Genomic DNA, 16,007 nt, shown 5'->3' with positions numbered 1-16,007 from the left:
CTGGAAGCTCGGCGGCGCCACCGATCCCGCCGCCGCGACCACCGACCGCAGCGACGCCTCGGTCACCGGCTACTGGTCGCCCGCCGACGGGAGATACCGCCACGACCTGCTGGAACTGGCGCTCGGGCGCGCCGCCGCGCTGCCCCGCGTCGCCGACCCCCACGCGATCGTGGGCCGCACCCCCGCCGGGGCGGTGCTGAGTGCGGGAGCCGGCGACAACGCCGCCGCCGCGCTGGGCCTGGGAGCGTCCGAAGGGGACGTCGTCGTGTCCGTCGGTACCTCGGGCACCGCCTTCGCCCCCGGCCCCACCCCGCCGAGCGACGTCGGCGGCGACGTCGCGGGCTTCGCCGACGCCGCCGGCGGCTTCCTCCCGCTGGTGTGCACGCTCAACGCCGCCAGGGTGCTCGACACCACCGCGGCGCTGCTGGGCGTCGCCGCCTCCGGCTTCGACGACCTGGCGCTGGCGGCCAACCCGGGCTCGGGCGGCCTGTCCCTGCTGCCCTACTTCGACGGCGAACGCACCCCCGACCGCCCCCGCGCCCACGGCGTCCTCAACGGACTGTCCACAACGTCCCTCACCCGCGAGAACCTGGCGCGCGCCGCCGTGGAGGGCGTCCTGTGCGGGCTGGCCGACGGCATCGACCGCCTGCGCGACCAGGGCGTCGACCCCCGCCGCGTCCTGTTGATCGGAGGCGGCGCCGCCTCCCAGGCCGTGCGCCGCATCGCCTGCGAGATCCTCGGCACTCCCGTCACCGTCCCGGCCCCGGGCGAATACGTCGCGCTGGGCGCCGCCCGCCAGGCCGCGTGGGCGCTGTCGGGAGCCGAGCACCCGCCGCGCTGGCCCGCCCCCGAGTCCCACGAGTACGCCGCCGCGCCCCGCACCGAAGCGCGCCAACGCTACGCCGAGCTCCGCCGCGAGACCGCCGCCTGGGAGGGGCACTCCTGAGCGTCACGCGCGAGCGCCGACGCCCAGGAAGCGCTCGCCACCGTGGTGGGACAGGGTCGCGGCGAGCTCACCGAGCACATCGGACGAAAGCGGCCCCGCCTCGAGCTCGCCGTCGCGCAGCTCGACGCCCGGGGCGTCGAACGCCTGGCCGGCGACCTCGCCCGACCAGATCTGGACGGCCAGGCGGTCCCCGCCCAGGAGCTTGACCGAGGCGACGTCGTCCCAGCCCACCGCGATCTCGGTATCGCCGTGCTGGACGGTGATCCCGCGATCGGTGACGTCGATGCCGACGCCGATGTGCTCGACGGGGGCGCAGGTGTAGCGCGCCGCCGCCAGCCCGATCCCGATCGCCGCGAGCACCGCCGCCACGTCGGCGCCGACGCGCGCGCCGTCGCCCAGGGCCCGGGGCAGCACGCTGTTCATGATCGCGACGAACCCGACGACCACGAGGGCGGTGACGGCCAGGATGCCCCAGGTCTGTGCGTCCACACGGGAGCTGCGCGTCGCGACGTCCACGCGAAACCCCTCGGTGTACGTCCGCGGCGGTGACGCCGTCGGCGCCAGCGGGGTCGCGGGCAGGTACGGCGTCGAAGCAACGGGGGTCGCGGGTGGAGACGGCGTCGGAACAAGGGGGGTCGCGGGCGGTGACGCCGTCGGGGCGAGCGGGGTCGCGGGCAGGTACGGCGTCGCAGAGAGGGGAGTTGCGGGTAGGTATGGCGTCGGCGTCAGGTCGGTCGCGGGCGGGACCATCGCGGGCGGCGGCGCGGCGGCCGCGAGGGCCTCCTCGGCCACCACGATCTCGGGCTGATCCAGCACGGTCGGGGCGACGCCGAGGCGCCGATGCAGCAGCGTCGCCACCAGCGGCACCCGCGAGGCACCACCCACAAGGAACAGTCCCCTCAGGTCGGTGCTGGCCAGGACCGCGCGCCAAAGCATCGCGTCGGTGGGGCCCACGGCGCGTTCCAGCAGCGGCTCGGCCGCCGATCGAACTCGGCGCGGGTGATGTGGGTTTCCCGCCGCGTCAAGGGAATCCGAAACTCCGCCGCGGCGCGGGTCGTCAGCGACTCCTTGGCCAGCCTCGCCGCCTCACGCAGCTCGAAGCGCGCTCGGCGATCGTCCACCGACGACGGCGACGTCAGCCGTCGCCATTCGGCGGGCATCGCCGCCGCCACCGACAGCCCCGCCTGCGCGACCACCACCTCGTCCAGGTCGGCGCCGCCCACGTCGTCCAGCCCGTCGGACACCAGCACCTCGAAACCGCCCGCGGCCAGGCGCGACACGCTGACGTCGAACGTGCCCGCGCCCAGATCGAACGCCGCCACGCATGCGCCCTGCACCACCGACACCCGCGGCAGGCGGGCGTAGAACGACGCCGCCGCCACGGGCTCGGCCACAAGGCGCGGCTCGCCCAGGCCCGCCCGCCGCGCCGCCTCCAGCAGCAGCCTGCGGCGGGTCGCGCCCCAGGCCTCGGGGTGCGTCATCACTATCGCCGACGGAGGCTTGCCCGCGACCCGTTCCGTCTCGACCCGCACCCGACCACGTCCGACGGAGGCTCGCCTGCGACCCGTTCCGTCTCGACCCGCACCCGCCCCAGGGTCGCGGCCGCCAGCGCGGCGACGGAATGCGTCCGCCCACCCAACAGCACCTCGCCGTCGTCGACGCGTCGCTTCGGATACGGCTCGTACGGCGATCGCCAGCCGCGCGGCCTCGCGGCCCGTGTCCAGCTCGGCGCCCGCGTGCACCCCCGACGGCAGGAGGGGAGAGGAGTCGAACAGCAGGGGACGCACCTGACCGTCGTCTCGGCGCAACACCGCGATGGTGGTGGAGGTGCCCTAGTCGATCGAGAGGGTGGGCATCGACGGAATTGTAGGAGGCCCGCCGCTGACGCGCGACGGGCCTCGGGACGTGACCGTCGGGGTCTCAGTCCTCGAAGTGACAGCGCAGGTCGAGGTGGCGATCGGTGATGACACCCTGTCCCTGGCTGTTGACATGGATGACCAGGGGCCCGCCGTCCAGGTCACTGACGCGGAAGCTGAACCCCGTCAGCTGCCCGGGCAGCCGGTAGACGCGCGGGGGCTGGTCGGGGTCGTGGTGCAATCCGCGAATCCTGCAGACCCAGCCCTGGTCGGTGACGGGGTGGTGCCGCACCACGGTCTTGACACCGTGCTCGTTGAGCGCCGCCGCGAGCGCGTCGGGATGGTTGAGTTCGGTGAACTCGACGGTGACCTTGTCGCCGTGGTGTGTGATCTCGTACGCCGACGCCGATCCGGCCATCAGGCTGGGGACGGCGACGACCACGGCGGCGCCGACGAGCGCGCCGATCGCGGCGAACATCGGCTTGCGGCCGGGGCGGCGCCGGGCGGGCGCCTCGGCCACGTTGGCCTTCAGCTCCCCGAGCAGTCGTTCCTTGAACTGTGTCGTCATGTCAAAACCTCCGATGATGTGGTGACGGTGCCCGGCCGGGGCGAATCGATCATGTCCTTCATGGACTTGCGGGCGCGGTGCAGGCGCACGCGCGCGGTTCCGGCCTTGATGCCCAGCGCCGCCGCGGCGTCGGCCAGGCTCAAACCCTCCAGCGCCACCAGTTCCAGCACCGCGCGGTCCTTATCGGACAGGCGGCCCATCGCCAGGTAGAGCTGCCGGGACCGCGCCTCGGCGTCGATGCGTTCGGTCAACTCGGTGATGTCGGTGTCGTTCAGCAGCGCGCGGCCCTCGACCCGCCTGGTGGCCTTGCGGCGCCGCGCCAGGCGCCGCCGTTCGTACGCCACGACATTGCGGGCCACGCCGTACAGCCAGGACCGGGGCTCGCCCCGGCTCGACTGGTAGCCGCGGGCCGATTCGATCGCGGCGAGGAACACGTCCGCCGTCAGGTCCGCGGCCAGATGGGGGTCGTCCACGCGGCGTGTGATGAAGCGCAGCACGTCGTCCACGTGCGTTCGATAGAAGTCCTCGAACGCCGCGGGGTCCCGCGCGATTGCCGATATATCGGCGCCGGGGGTGTCAACCATCGGCCCACCTCCTCGATTCAGATTGGCCAGGTGCACCAACTAGTTGGCTCGAGGCGCGCGAAGCGTTACATGGCCGCCGCACGGTTCACGCGGTGCGCCTGGTGCGGGCCCGCAGGTGCGCGCGCTCGCCCTGCTGCCCGAACAGGACCAGCAGCTCGACGGGCTCGTCGTCGGCGCCGCCGAACCAGTGCGGGGTGCGGGTGTCGAACTCGGCGGCCTCGCCCGGCGACAGGGTCAGGTCGTGTTCGCCCAGCACCACCCGCAGCCGGCCGTTGAGGACGTACATCCACTCGTATCCCTCGTGGGACTTCGGTTCGGGCTCGCCCGTGGAGGCGGGAATGATCAGCTTGTACGCCTGGATCCCGCCGGGGCGGCGGGTGAGCGGCAGCACCGTCATGCCGTGCATCGCCACGGGGCGCAGGTGCACCCGCGGGTCGCCCGTCGGCGGGGCGCCCACCAGGTCGTCCAGGGTGACGCCGTGCGCGCGTGCCAGGGGCAACAGCTGCTCCAGGGTGGGCCGTCGCGCCCCCGATTCCAGCCGGGACAGGGTGCTCGGCGAGATCCCCGTCGCCGCCGACAGTTCGTCCAGTGTGGTCTGGCGTTGCTTGCGCAGCGCGCGCAGCCGGGGCCCGACCGCCTCCAGCGCCTGATCGAGTTCGTCCATGCTCGCGATCTTGCCAGATCGGCAAGAAATGTTGCCACGGTCGCGGTCGGGTCCGCACCATGGCTCGCGGAGGTGAACGACATGACATCGAAGGACAACTACGACGCGGTCGTGATCGGAGGCGGCGCGGCGGGGCTCAACGGCGCGCTGATGCTGGCCCGGTCGCGGCGATCGGTGGCGGTGATCGACGCGGGTGCCCCGCGCAACGCCCCCGCCGACGGCGTGCACGGTCTGCTGGGGCGCGAGGGGATGCCGCCGTCGGAGCTGCTGGAACGCGGGCGCGGGGAGGTGCGCGGCTACGGCGGCGAGATCGTCCACGGCGAGGTGACCACCGTGGATCGCGACGGCGCGGGCTTCGCGGTGGCGCTGGCCGACGGACGCCTGCTGGGCGCCCGCCGCCTGCTGGTCACCACGGGCCTGGTCGATCGGCTGCCCGCCATCGCGGGGCTTCGGGAACGCTGGGGGCGCGAGGTGCTGCACTGCCCGTACTGCCACGGTTGGGAGGTGCGGGACAAGGCGATCGGCGTGATCGCGACCGCGCCGATGTCGGCGCACCAGGCGCAGCTGTTTCGGCAGGTGAGCGCCGACGTGGTGTACTTCGCGCACGACGCCGCGCCGCTGGACGCCGAGCGGGCTCGGCGGTTGGCGGCGCGCGGCATCCGCGTGGTGGACGGCGAGGTGGCGTCCGTGGTGGTCGCCGACGATCGGCTGCGCGGCGTGCGGCTCGCCGACGGCACCGTGGTGGAACGCGACGCCCTGGTCGTCGCGACCCGCATGGAGGCACGCGGCGGATTCCTTGCGGCGCTTGGATTGTCGCCCGTTCCGCACCCCTCGGGCATGGGGGAGTACGTCCCCAGCCAGGCCGCCGGGGCCACCGACGTGCCCGGCGTGTGGGTCGCGGGCAACATCACCGACCTGACCGCGCAGGTGGGCGCCGCCGCCGCGGCCGGGGCGCTGGCGGGTGCCCAGATCAACGCCGACCTCGTCGACGAGGAGATCGACCGCGCGGTGGCCGCCGCCCGCGAACCCTTCTCCGCGGCGTCGGAGGCCGAGGCCAGCGCGGCGGTGACGACCGCCACCTGACCCGCCATCCGATATGGACCCAGGTTTCGCGCCCGGCGTAATCCCGACCAGGGTCCCTCTGCTGACAGCAGATTGTGTTGTCGCCCAGCGTTTCGGCTGCTCATTGTTGGTGGTGTTCGGGGCGCCGTCCCCGAACCAGACACTGAGGAGCGACATGCGACACGCCATGACCGAGTCCCCGACCTTCGTCGGGGCGCTCGATGACCAACTCGCCGGGCGGCTGCTCCAGCAACGCATCATCGTGCTGGGCGCCGAGGTCGACGACGCCATCGCCAACCGGCTGTGCGCCCAACTGCTGCTGTTGTCCGCCGAGGACCCGCGCGGCGACATCAGCCTGTACATCAACTCGCCGGGCGGATCCGTCAGCGCGGGCCTGGCCATCTTCGACACCATGAAGCTGATCCCCAACGACGTCAGCACCCTGGCGATGGGATTCGCCGCCAGCATGGGGCAGTTCCTGCTCAGCGGCGGAACCCGCGGCAAGCGCTACGCCCTGCCGCACGCGCAGGTGTTGATGCACCAGGGATCGGCGGGATTCGGCGGCACCGCCGCGGACGTCGAGATCTACGCCAAGCAGCTGGAGCGCACCTCGATCCTCATGACGGGCCTGATCGCCGAGCACACGGGACAACCCGTCGAAAAGGTCGAAAAGGACAGTCTGCGCGACCGCTGGTTCGACGCCGCCGAGGCGCTGGAATACGGCTTCATCGACCACATCCTGGAAAGGGTCGACGACGTCCGGCCCGTCGTGTCGCGGCAGCGGGCGGGGGTGTGAGGCTCATGGGTCAGTACACGATCCCCACCGTCATCGAGAAGACCGCCTTCGGCGAGAGGGCCTCGGACATCTATTCGCGGCTGTTGTCGGACCGGATCATCTTCCTGGGCACCGAGATCGACGACGGAGTGGCCAATGTGGTCATGGCGCAGCTGATGTTCCTGGAGTCCGAGAGCCCCGACCTCGAGATCGGCCTGTACATCAACTCGCCGGGCGGTTCGTTCGCGGCGCTGACGGCGATCTACGACACGATGCAGTTCGTCCGCAGCGACATCGCGACCGTCTGCATGGGACAGGCATCCTCGGCCGCGGCGGTGCTGCTGGCGGCGGGCGCGCCCCGCAAGCGCTCGGTGCTGCGCCACTCCAAGGTGACGCTGCACCAACCCTCCAGCCAGGCCCGCGGCACCCTGCCCGACCTCGCCGTCCAGGCCGCCGAGGTGGCCAAGATCCGCCTGGAGATGGAGGAGATCCTCGCCGAGCACACCGGACACCCGATGGCGAAGATCCGCGCGGACATCGACCGCGACAAGACCTTCAGCGCCGCCGAGGCGGTCGACTATGGACTGGCCGACCGCGTTCTCACCACCCGCGAGATGGCCCAGTCCCGCCGTTCGGCGGCCTGACGAGCGCGCCGCCCACGCCGTGGCCACCGCGGCGTGGGCGCCTCAGGCGGCCAGGCAGACCACGTCGCCGACGCCGCGCGAGGCGGGGGCCGAACGCGCCACCTGTGTGACGGTCACGCCGATCGCCGACACCCGCCTGGCCTGGTCGGCCATGAGGTCCCGCCACACCTCGGCGAGCAGGTCGGACAGCTCGATGCGCAGCGCGGCGCAGATCGCGGCCAGGATCTCCGAGGAGGCCTCCTTGCGGCCGCGCTCCAGTTCGGACAGATACTGCATGGAGACGCGGGCCGCCCGCGCCACCTCCGCCAGGGTGCGGCCCTGGGCGAGCCGAATCCGTCGCAGCACCTCGCCCGCCACGCAGCGAAACAGCCGCGGTGAGTGCCAGTCGGTGGGCCTGGGCCCGTGGGGAAGCGTCATCGCGGCGGTCCTTTCAGGCGGCGGGCGGCGTCGAGCCGCGCGGGTGACCTCAGCCTAACGGCGGCACGCGCCGCTTCCCCAGGGTTTTCGCTGCCAGCGGACGCCACGGGGCGGGAGCGGGAACGGGACCCGTCGGGATCGGACCCGAACCGCCCGTTTCCGTCCCGCCCCCGTGGTGAGTCCCCTCCAGGAATGCCCACCACTGATGCCGTTGACGCGAACGGTATCGGCGCGGGCGCACACGGCGTGCACACGAATCGCCGTCTAGGACAGCGCCGTGATGGCGACGACGGCCACGCTGCCGTGGGACTCCGGCGAGGCGAACCCCAGGTCGTTCTGCGCGACCTGGGCGTTGCCCGACACGCTCACGGTTCCCGTGCCGCCGTCGGGGTAGTTCAGGCGAACGTTCACCTGGCCGCCGGAGACGCTGACGAACAGGGTCTTGGCCTCGAAGCCCTTGTCCAGCTTGATGGTCGCCGTCTTGTGGACCACGACCTCGCAGGTGCCGTCGGAACAGGCGTCGTAGTTGTCGCCGTCCTTGGCCGTCGGTGAGGGATCGGACGAGGACGCGGGACCCTTGCCGTCGTCGCCGTTGGCGCCCGACCCCGAGCACCCGCTCAGCGCCAAAACGCCGCCGACCAGCGCGACCATCCATGCCCGACGCATTGGCACTCCCAAGGTTCGACCCGTCATGATGACAACCAGGCTACGGCCGCGGCCGTCGGACCAGTCCCGACGGATTCCCGCTAACCGCGATGCCGCGCCCGGCCGAGTCGTGACGTCCCTGCTCCCTCGAGACGTCACGGTGAGTTCGCGCGCGGTGCCGCCGACGCGCGTCGGGGTTCCCGCGATGGCGCGCGGGTGCGCGCGATCCGGGGCCATGTGATCATCACCGGGTGACATCGCTGCCGCGCGCCGACGACGCCCTTCGACTCCGCGAGGCCTTGGAGTCCGCGCGCTACACCGAGACCGAACTCGAGCACCGCTTCGGCGGCGCCGCGTTGGCCGCCGCCCGCCGCGGCGACTTTCGCGCCGTCCTGGCCGCCTCCGACGACGACCCGCAGTCCGTGGTGATGCGACTGTTTCTGTGCGGCACCAGCGAATCCGCCGACGCCGTGACCCGCGCGCTGGCCCCGCTCGACCCCGCATGCGGGCTGCTCGAACGCGACGGCGACGAATACCGCGCCGCCCTCCGCCTCGACCTCCACAGCGGGCGGTGGCTGCTGTCGGACCGCACCGACGCCGCGGGCCTGTCCTCCGAACACGTCCTCGGCCCCGCGGCCGCCGCCGCGTCGATGGCGGGATACATGGTGCGCCAAGACATCGGCGCGGCCCTCGACATCGGCACCGGCTGCGGCGTGCTGGCCGCCGAGCTGTCGGGCCACGCCGAGCGCGTCACGGGCACCGACATCTCCCCCCGCGCCCTGGAGTTCGCCGCCGCCAACGCCGCCCTCAACGGCCTCGACTGGGAGCTGGTGCGCGGCGACCTCGCCGAACCCGTGCGCGACAGGCGTTTCGACCACGTCGTCAGCAACCCGCCGTTCATCATCGGCCCCGGGCTGGGGGACTACGACTACCGCGACTCGGGCCGCCCCGGCGACGCCGTGTGCGCCGAACTCGCCCGCGACGCCGTGCGGCTGCTCAACCCCGACGGCACCCTGCAATTCATGGCCAACTGGTGCCACGTCAAGGGACAGGACTGGACCGAACGGATCGCCGCCTGGTTCGCCGACGCGGGCTGCCAGGTCTGGGCGATCCAACGCGAGGCCGTCGATCCCCTCGAATACGTGCGCTTCTGGGAACGCGACGCCGCCGACTCGCACGACCCCCACCGCCTGGCCGCGTGGCTCGACTGGTTCGACGCCAACGACGTCGAGGCCGTGGGCTTCGGCGTCATCAACGCCCGCCGCTCGGCGTCCTGCGCCGCGATCAAGTGCGAGGACCTCCGCCAGACCCCCGAGCGCCGCTTCGGCGAGCTGATCGCCGAGTGGTTCGACGCCCGCGCCCGCCTCGACGCGCTCACCCCCGCGGCCCTGCTGGCCGCCCGCCCCCGCCTCGCCGACGGCGTCCAATTGCGACAAGACGCCGTCGCCGGTGCCGAGGGCTGGCGGGTGGAGCGCCAGATGCTCGAGTCCACCGCGGGTCTGCGCCGCGCCGAGGAGATCGACCCACTGCTGGTGTCCTTTGTGGCGGGGTGCCGCGGCGACGTGGACGTGCGCACCCTCGCGGGGCTGTTGGCGCACGCCCACGACGCCGATCCCGCGCTGCTGGCCGCCGCGCTGTCGCCCGTCGTCCGCGATCTCACCGACCAGGGATTTCTCACCCTGGACGGGGGTTGAGCCGCGGCTACCTACACCGTCTTGATGGCGCCGCCCTCGATGAGCACGTTGCTGCCCACGACGCTGTCGCCCAGCGGCGACGTCAGGTAGGCGATCAGGCTGCCCACCTCGTCGTCGCTGACGAACCGCCCGATCGTCATGCCGCTTTGCACGGGCAGGTTCTCCATCAGCACGTCGTGCGGCACACCCATCGCCGAGGCGACCCCGCCGCCGTACTTGTCGGCGTCCCAGATCGACGTCAGCGTCGGCCCGGGCGACACGGTCCGCACCCGCACCCCCCGCGGCCCGAACTCCTCCGACAAGGACTTGCCGAACGCGTTCAACGCCGCCTTCGCCGTGGCGTACGGCACGGGAGTCCCCGGCGTCCCCGGGATCAGCGCGCCCATCGACGACACGTTCACCACCGACCCGCCGCCGTCCAGCAGCAGCGGCATCGCCGCCCGGCACACCCGCACCGTGGCGAAGAAGTTGAGATCGAACAGGCGCTGCCAGAAGTCCTCGTCGTAGTCCAGCAGCCCCGCGACCTTGACGTCATCGCCGCCGCCGACGTTGTTGACCACGATGTCCAGCCCGCCCATCGCGTCGGCGGCCTGTTCCACCAGCGAAGCGGGAGCCTCCCGCGTCGACAGGTCGATGTTGACCACCGTCGCGCCGCTGTGCCGCAACCCGTCCGATGTGGTGCGCGCCGCACCGACCACGGTGGCCCCCTCGGCGCGCAGGGCCCGCACCGTCGCCAGCCCAATGCCTCGGCTGGCGCCGGTGACCAGCGCCTTCTTACCCTTCAACCGCAGATCCACGGATGGTTCCTTCCCTTGGAATGGAAAGCAACCTTAAACTAGGCCTCGGACGTCTCGGCATTCTTCCGCTCCGCCACGGCGACCCTCACGCCCTTTTGCAGCGCGTGGAAGAACAGGATCAGCCCCACGGTCAAGATGATGTGGCCGAGCCCCGCGATCCCCGGCACCGCCCCCGACACCTTCGCGCCCTCGACGGTCATGATCCCGTGCACCAGCATCATCACCACCGTGAGGATCAGGCCGGCGTTGTAGGTCCAGAAGAACCAGGTGAACATCTTGTATCCCGACAGTGTGAACACCTTGTCCAGGACCAGGGCGATGAGGAAAAACAACATCCCGAGCGCCAATATGTGGGTGTGCAGGGTGGACAGTTGGCTGTCCCCGTGGAAGCCCTTGATGTTGGTGTACTCGCGATAGAACAGTCCGGAGATCAGACCGAGGATCATGTAGATGTTCGCCGTGTGGAACAGCTTGTTCATGTGCGTTGTCTTCCTCTTCGTTCGGGCAGGGCTCGGTGGCGGCGCCGACGCCGCCACCGCTGGTGGAACAGTACGCCCGGTGTCCATTCGGCACGATCTGTGGATGTCGATTCCGCGCCGACGCCTACCCTCGAGACCATGTCGCACCCGTACCACCAGCCGACGCCCCCGAACCCCTACGGCTGGCAGCAACCCGGGCAGCAGCAGCCGCCCAGCACCGCCCCCGCCTACATCGCCGCGGCGCTGTTCATCAGCTGTTCCGTGGTGACCTTCGTCGTGGCGCAGTTGAACGCCAGCGGGCACCGCGGCGGCACCGTCGCGGCCCTGGTGTTCGCCGTGTTCTCCGAGGACATCAACGGCAACCTCGACTTCGCCATCTCGGCGACCTTCACGGTCGCGTTCACGGTGCTGAGCCTGTCCGTGGTCTTGTTGTTCCGCATCGGTTTCGTGCGCTGGATCCTCGCCCTCATCGGCGCGATCACGGCCCTGTACTACCTGATCGGCGTCGGCTGGCTGCTCGTCCACCACGTGAATGGGCTGGCGCTCCTGTTGAGCCTCTTCGCCTTTCTGGTGTGGATGGCGGCGGTGGTCTTCGTCCTGCTTCCCGCCACGGGCGCGGCGATGCGCCGCCGCACCTGAGCGACCGTCACGTCACGCCGCGATCGCGCGCAGCCACTCCACGTAGTCGGCGACGGCGCGGTCGACGTCGTAGGCGGGCGCGAAGCCGGTGTCGGCCCGCAGCCGCGTGGTGTCGAGGTGGAAGCCCGGCGTGGGTTCGCGGTGGGGCAGGTCGACGCGCGCGTCGGGGATCGCCCGCTTGATGGCCGCGATGACCTCGGCGTTGCTGGTGGCGCGGCCCGACGCGACATTGTAGACACGGTGGTGGAGGACGTCGGCCAACTGCAGCGCCGCGATCGCCGATGCGCAGTCCTTGACGTAGCACAGGTCGATGGCGTCCTCGGCGTACGGCGGCTGCGCCATGTGCGACAGCTCGGGGGCGGTGCCGTTGACGGCGGCGTTGACCAACGCGGGCGCGGCGAAGAACGGGTCGTTGCGGCCGCGCGGGCCCCAGATCGCGGAGATGCGGTAGTGGACGATGTCGATCCCCGCGGACGTGGCCAGGTGGTCGCCGAGGAGTTCGCCGATCTTCTTGAAGCCGGGGATGACGTGGCCGATGGTCATCGGCAGCGGGAGGTCCTCGGGCACGGCGCCGTCCAGCTCGGCGCCGAAGTAGATGCCGATCGTGCTGGCGATGCCCAGGCGTTTGACGCCCCATTCGTCGGCGACCTGGACGATGTTGAGCAGGCCGTCCAGCGCCTTGCGGGCCTCGGCGATGGGCTGCTCGCCGCCGGACGGCCACGGGGGGATCGAGCCCGCCAGGTGCACGATGCCGGTGATGCGGTGGCGGGTTCCGATGGCGCGCAGGGCTTCCAGGTCGCCGATGTCGACGCGCTCGACGGCGACCCGGCCGTCCAGGTCGGCGGGCCAGCCCGAGGCGCGGCGCTGGGCGATGACGCAGGATTCGCCGCGTTCCACAAGGGCGCGCACGGTGTGGGCGCCGATGAAGCCGGCGCCTCCGGTTACCAGGATCATGACGGGTCCGTTCTGTCGTTTGGCTGATTATCAGTACTACTGACGATCAGTTTAACGATAGAATTCGCCGATGGCGAATGACGAGGTGGACGGGCGGTGGCGCACGCGGTTGGGCTACCTGTTGAAGCACGCGCAGCTGCGGATGGCCGAGCTGAACGCCCAAGCGTTGCGGCCCTACGGGATCGCCGCCCGGGAGCTGCCGATCCTCTTCATCCTGGACGAGCTGGGGGCCGCCTCGCAGCAGGAGGCCGCCACGCGGCTGGGGGTGGACCGCACCTCGATGGTCGCGCTGTTGGATGCCTTGGAGGACAAGGGTTTGGTGTCCCGGCGGCCGCACGCCACCGACCGGCGCCGCAACGTCGTGGTGCTGACCGAGTCGGGCGCCGACATCATGGCGCGGGCCGCTCGGGCCAGCGACGCCGCGGAGCGCGAGTTCCTGGCCCCGCTGGACGCGGACGACGCCAACCGGCTGCGCCGGGCCCTCGGGGCGGTGGCGCACCCGCCGGATGCGGACTAGCGCGGGTCGCGATAGGCCCGCAGGAACGCCTCCACGCCCGACGTGGCGCGCGCCTCGAGCTCGTCGGCGGACGGGCGGGAATCGTCCACTGTGAATAGCGCGCGGTCCAAGGGGGCGCCCATCACCAGGAACGCGAAGTGTTCCGAGGCCAGACGCGCGTCGTCCACCCGCAGCACGCCCCGCTCGGTCAGCAGCCGCATCGTGTCGGCCAGCACCTCCATCACGTGGCCCGGGGCGCGCCGGTAGTACTCCCGCGCCAGTTCGGGAAAGCGCTCGGCCTCGCCGATGAGCAGGCGCCGCAGCCGCACGATCCGGTCGTCCATGACGGTGCGGGTCAGGCGCACCGCGGCCGTGACCAGCGCGTCCTCCAGGTCGTCGGCGTCGATGAGCAGCGCGGCCGTCTGCCGCGCGAACCGTTCCGCCGTGGCGAAGGCGGCGTCGAGGATCTCGCGGAACAGCCTTTCCTTGCTGCCGAAGATGTTGTAGACCGTGCGCTTCGACACCCGGGCCCGCGCGGCGACGTCGTCCACGCTGGTGCCGACGTAGCCGTGGTGCAGGAAGTGCTCGGACGCCGCGGCGAGGATCACCGCCCGGGAGCGGGCGACGCGGGGGTCGAGCCAGGCGTCGTCGCCGGCCGGTGGCGGTGCCTGTGGCATGTGGACGCTCCTTGAGAACCGGGTGGAGTACCGGTCAGTGTACTAATGCACCGATGGGTGTACTATTGCCCTGATGAGTGCAATAGTAATCCCTTGAGGAAGCGCGGGCCGATGAACGACACCACCGACAGACAGGGCGAATTCGACACACCGGCGGCCGTCACGCGGTCGATGCTGGGCTGGGGGGTGGTGGCGGGGGTCTTCTACCTCGTCGTGGGCATCGTCCTGGGCCTCACCCGCGACGGCTTCGACTTCGGCGAACACCAGCTCAGCCTGCTCATGCTCGGGCATCTGGGTTGGGCCCAGGCCACCAACCTGATCCTGAGTGGAGCGATGGCGGCGGTGGCGGGCTGGGGATTCATCCGCGCCATGCGGCCGTCCCGCGCGGCCGGTTGGGGAGGCGGGCTGGTCGCGGCCTACGGCGCGTGCCTGATCGTCGGCGGCAGCTTTCCGCCCGACCCGATGGGCGGCTTTCCGCCGGGTGCCAAGGCAACCGGGCCGTCGGCGCACGGCATGGTCCACCTGGCCTCGGGCGGGATCGGGTTCCTGCTCATCGCCTCCGCCGCCCTCGTGGTCGCGGCCTGGCAGGCCCGGAACGGGGCGCGCGGCTGGGCGGCGTACTCGCGCCTCAGCGCCGTCGTCGTGATCGTCGGGTTCCTCGGCGGTGCCGCGCTGTCGAGCAATCTGGCGGGCATCGTCGGGCTGTGGGCCACCGTCGTGGTGGCCTGGGCGTGGCTGGCGGCCACCTCGGTTCACTTGTACCGCACCGTTCCGCGCCCCGACCGATTCCTGCGCTAGGACGGGGGCGTCCGCATGATGGGCGCGCGCTGGTTTTTTATTGACGGCACTATATGGTCGTAGGTAATTTTTCAACGCGCGCGACGCCGTCAGCGAAAGGGACGCCGTGAACCACTCCACCGCCGCGACCCGCACCGGTGCCGACCGGGCGCGGGCCGATCCGAGCCTGGTCAAGGGCGACCGCGTCGGCCTGGTCACCAACTACACGGGCGTGACCGCCGATCTCGACACCACGGCGCGGGCCCTGCTGGCCGCGGGAGTGCCGATCGCGGCGCTGTTCGGGCCCGAACACGGCCTGCGCGGCACCACCCAGGCGGGCGAGAGCGAGCCCGACGAGCGCGACGCCGACAGCGGGCTGCCGCTGTACGACACCTATCGGCTCAACGGTCCCGCGCTCGACTCCCTGCTCGAGCGTTCGAATGTGGACGTGCTGCTGTACGACCTGCAGGACATCGGTTCGCGGTTCTACACCTACATCTGGACCATGTACGACCTGCTGGTCAGCGCCGCGCGCGTCGGCGTGCGCTTCGTCGTGTTGGACCGCCCCAACCCGATCGGCGGCCTGGCCGCCGAGGGGCCGCTGCTGGACCCCGCCTTCGCCAGCTTCGTGGGCCGGGCCGCGATCCCGCTGCGGCACGGGCTGACCGTCGGCGAGCTGGCCCGCTTCCTCAACGCCACCGCCGTCGCCGCCGAGGCCGGGCGCGCGTGCGAGCTCGACGTGGTCGAGCTGACCGGCTGGAACCGCGGCATGTACGCCGACGACACGGGCCTGGCCTGGGTGATGCCCTCGGTGAACATGCCCACACTGGACAGCGCGCTGGTGTACCCGGGCACGGGACTGTTCGAGGGCACCAACCTGTCGGAGGGGCGCGGCACCACCCGCCCCTTCGAACTCATCGGTGCGCCCTACGTGGACGGACGGTGGGCGCGGGACCTCAACGCGCGGCACCTCCCCGGCGTCCGCTTCCGCGACGCGTCCTTCGCGCCCACCTTCCACAAGCACGCGGGCGCCACCGTGCGCGGCGTCCAGGTGCACGTCACCGACCGCGCGGCCTTCGCCCCGGTGGCCTGCGCGCTGGCCATGCTGCACAGCCTGCGAACCTTGTACCCCGGGGACTTCGGCTGGCGCGCCTACGACGACGGCGCCGAACACGCCGGGCATCGCCACCCCATCGACCTGCTGTGGGGCGGCGACGAGCTGCGCCGCACCCTCGACGACGGCGCCGACCCGACGGCGCTTGCCGAATCGACCAGGATGGACGGACCGCGCGACTGGGCGGGCGCGGGCGTCCTTCTGTACACATAGGAACTT

20 protein-coding genes are annotated in these 16,007 nt (G+C 71.6%); 9 read left to right on the top strand and 11 right to left on the bottom strand.

Going from position 1 to position 16,007, the window contains the following annotated elements:
- Positions 1-946, top strand: a 946-nt coding sequence (locus VE172_RS07770) for an FGGY-family carbohydrate kinase (RefSeq protein WP_324799476.1), incomplete at its 5' end; no start/stop codon positions are given.
- 3 nt (positions 947-949) lie between these two features.
- Here VE172_RS07770 and VE172_RS07765 read toward each other — a convergent pair.
- The 5 genes from VE172_RS07765 to VE172_RS07745 all read right to left on the bottom strand — a co-directional run bounded on the left by VE172_RS07765 (position 950) and on the right by VE172_RS07745 (position 4,618).
- The gene (locus tag VE172_RS07765; protein WP_324799473.1) at positions 950-1,900 is read right to left on the bottom strand and encodes a hypothetical protein; all 951 of its coding nucleotides are present in this window, start codon (positions 1,898-1,900) and stop codon (positions 950-952) included.
- Positions 1,846-2,478 carry an Hsp70 family protein gene (locus tag VE172_RS07760; protein ID WP_324799471.1) on the bottom strand — a complete coding sequence of 211 codons (633 nt, stop codon included), beginning with the start codon at positions 2,476-2,478 and terminating at the stop codon, positions 1,846-1,848. The genes VE172_RS07765 and VE172_RS07760 overlap by 55 nt, the downstream gene beginning before the upstream one ends.
- A gap of 388 nt (positions 2,479-2,866) precedes the next feature.
- Entirely contained in the window at positions 2,867-3,370 is a 504-nt protein-coding gene (locus VE172_RS07755; protein WP_324799469.1) for a hypothetical protein, read from the bottom strand.
- Positions 3,367-3,954: an RNA polymerase sigma factor gene (locus tag VE172_RS07750; RefSeq protein WP_324799467.1), complete on the bottom strand. Its 588-nt coding sequence runs from the start codon at positions 3,952-3,954 to the stop codon at positions 3,367-3,369. Before VE172_RS07750 ends, VE172_RS07755 begins: the two co-directional genes overlap by 4 nt.
- Positions 3,955-4,039: 85 nt before the next feature.
- Positions 4,040-4,618: a helix-turn-helix domain-containing protein gene (locus tag VE172_RS07745; protein WP_324799465.1), complete on the bottom strand. Its 579-nt coding sequence runs from the start codon at positions 4,616-4,618 to the stop codon at positions 4,040-4,042.
- Positions 4,619-4,699: 81 nt separating this feature from the next.
- Between VE172_RS07745 and VE172_RS07740 the strand changes: the two genes are divergently transcribed.
- The 3 genes from VE172_RS07740 to VE172_RS07730 all read left to right on the top strand — a co-directional run bounded on the left by VE172_RS07740 (position 4,700) and on the right by VE172_RS07730 (position 7,099).
- Complete coding sequence (locus VE172_RS07740) at positions 4,700-5,701, top strand: NAD(P)/FAD-dependent oxidoreductase (protein WP_324799462.1); 1,002 nt, start codon at positions 4,700-4,702, stop codon at positions 5,699-5,701.
- A 154-nt stretch (positions 5,702-5,855) separates the two neighbouring features.
- On the top strand, positions 5,856-6,476 hold the full coding sequence (locus VE172_RS07735; RefSeq protein WP_349258294.1) for a ClpP family protease: 621 nt from the start codon (positions 5,856-5,858) through the stop codon (positions 6,474-6,476).
- Positions 6,477-6,481: 5 nt separating this feature from the next.
- Positions 6,482-7,099 (top strand): ClpP family protease, encoded by a 618-nt coding sequence (locus VE172_RS07730; protein WP_324799459.1) that lies wholly within the window; start codon positions 6,482-6,484, stop codon positions 7,097-7,099.
- Positions 7,100-7,141: 42 nt separating this feature from the next.
- On the opposite strand, the gene VE172_RS07725 is transcribed toward VE172_RS07730, so the two are convergent.
- Both VE172_RS07725 and VE172_RS07720 read right to left on the bottom strand, forming a co-directional pair.
- Positions 7,142-7,516, bottom strand: a complete 375-nt coding sequence (locus VE172_RS07725) for a helix-turn-helix domain-containing protein (protein ID WP_324799456.1) — start codon at positions 7,514-7,516, stop codon at positions 7,142-7,144.
- Positions 7,517-7,780: 264 nt separating this feature from the next.
- The gene (locus tag VE172_RS07720) at positions 7,781-8,182 is read right to left on the bottom strand and encodes a hypothetical protein (RefSeq protein WP_324799452.1); all 402 of its coding nucleotides are present in this window, start codon (positions 8,180-8,182) and stop codon (positions 7,781-7,783) included.
- Between the two features lie 230 nt (positions 8,183-8,412).
- Here VE172_RS07720 and VE172_RS07715 point away from each other — a divergent pair, with 230 nt between their 5' ends.
- On the top strand, positions 8,413-9,855 hold the full coding sequence (locus VE172_RS07715; protein WP_324799449.1) for a DUF7782 domain-containing protein: 1,443 nt from the start codon (positions 8,413-8,415) through the stop codon (positions 9,853-9,855).
- Positions 9,856-9,866: 11 nt separating this feature from the next.
- Here VE172_RS07715 and VE172_RS07710 read toward each other — a convergent pair whose 3' ends face one another.
- Together VE172_RS07710 and VE172_RS07705 are read right to left on the bottom strand one after the other, a co-directional pair.
- On the bottom strand, positions 9,867-10,652 hold the full coding sequence (locus VE172_RS07710; protein ID WP_324799446.1) for an SDR family NAD(P)-dependent oxidoreductase: 786 nt from the start codon (positions 10,650-10,652) through the stop codon (positions 9,867-9,869).
- A 38-nt stretch (positions 10,653-10,690) separates the two neighbouring features.
- The gene (locus tag VE172_RS07705) at positions 10,691-11,131 is read right to left on the bottom strand and encodes a DUF2871 domain-containing protein (RefSeq protein WP_324799443.1); all 441 of its coding nucleotides are present in this window, start codon (positions 11,129-11,131) and stop codon (positions 10,691-10,693) included.
- Positions 11,132-11,269: 138 nt separating this feature from the next.
- On the opposite strand from VE172_RS07705, the gene VE172_RS07700 reads away from it, so the two are divergent.
- Entirely contained in the window at positions 11,270-11,770 is a 501-nt protein-coding gene (locus VE172_RS07700; protein WP_324799441.1) for a hypothetical protein, read from the top strand.
- A 12-nt stretch (positions 11,771-11,782) separates the two neighbouring features.
- Here the strand turns inward: VE172_RS07700 and VE172_RS07695 are convergent, their stop codons facing one another.
- Positions 11,783-12,724 (bottom strand): NAD-dependent epimerase/dehydratase family protein, encoded by a 942-nt coding sequence (locus VE172_RS07695; protein WP_324799438.1) that lies wholly within the window; start codon positions 12,722-12,724, stop codon positions 11,783-11,785.
- A gap of 70 nt (positions 12,725-12,794) precedes the next feature.
- Here VE172_RS07695 and VE172_RS07690 point away from each other — a divergent pair, with 70 nt between their 5' ends.
- Positions 12,795-13,241 carry a MarR family winged helix-turn-helix transcriptional regulator gene (locus tag VE172_RS07690; protein ID WP_324799436.1) on the top strand — a complete coding sequence of 149 codons (447 nt, stop codon included), beginning with the start codon at positions 12,795-12,797 and terminating at the stop codon, positions 13,239-13,241.
- Here the strand turns inward: VE172_RS07690 and VE172_RS07685 are convergent.
- Positions 13,238-13,897: a TetR/AcrR family transcriptional regulator gene (locus VE172_RS07685; protein WP_324799432.1), complete on the bottom strand. Its 660-nt coding sequence runs from the start codon at positions 13,895-13,897 to the stop codon at positions 13,238-13,240. The two genes, VE172_RS07690 and VE172_RS07685, sit on opposite strands and share 4 nt — an antisense overlap.
- 111 nt (positions 13,898-14,008) lie before the next feature.
- Between VE172_RS07685 and VE172_RS07680 the strand changes: the two genes are divergently transcribed.
- On the top strand, positions 14,009-14,695 hold the full coding sequence (locus VE172_RS07680; protein WP_324799429.1) for a DUF998 domain-containing protein: 687 nt from the start codon (positions 14,009-14,011) through the stop codon (positions 14,693-14,695).
- Positions 14,696-14,801: 106 nt separating this feature from the next.
- Positions 14,802-16,001: an exo-beta-N-acetylmuramidase NamZ family protein gene (locus VE172_RS07675; protein WP_324799426.1), complete on the top strand. Its 1,200-nt coding sequence runs from the start codon at positions 14,802-14,804 to the stop codon at positions 15,999-16,001.
- Positions 16,002-16,007 lie beyond the last annotated feature (6 nt).

This window comes from Stackebrandtia sp. (genome assembly GCF_035643755.1).
Taxonomy (GTDB): Bacteria; Actinomycetota; Actinomycetes; order Mycobacteriales; family Micromonosporaceae; genus Stackebrandtia.
The sequence above is the reverse complement of the archived record's forward strand: the minus strand, read 5'-3'. Positions and strand labels throughout refer to the sequence as shown.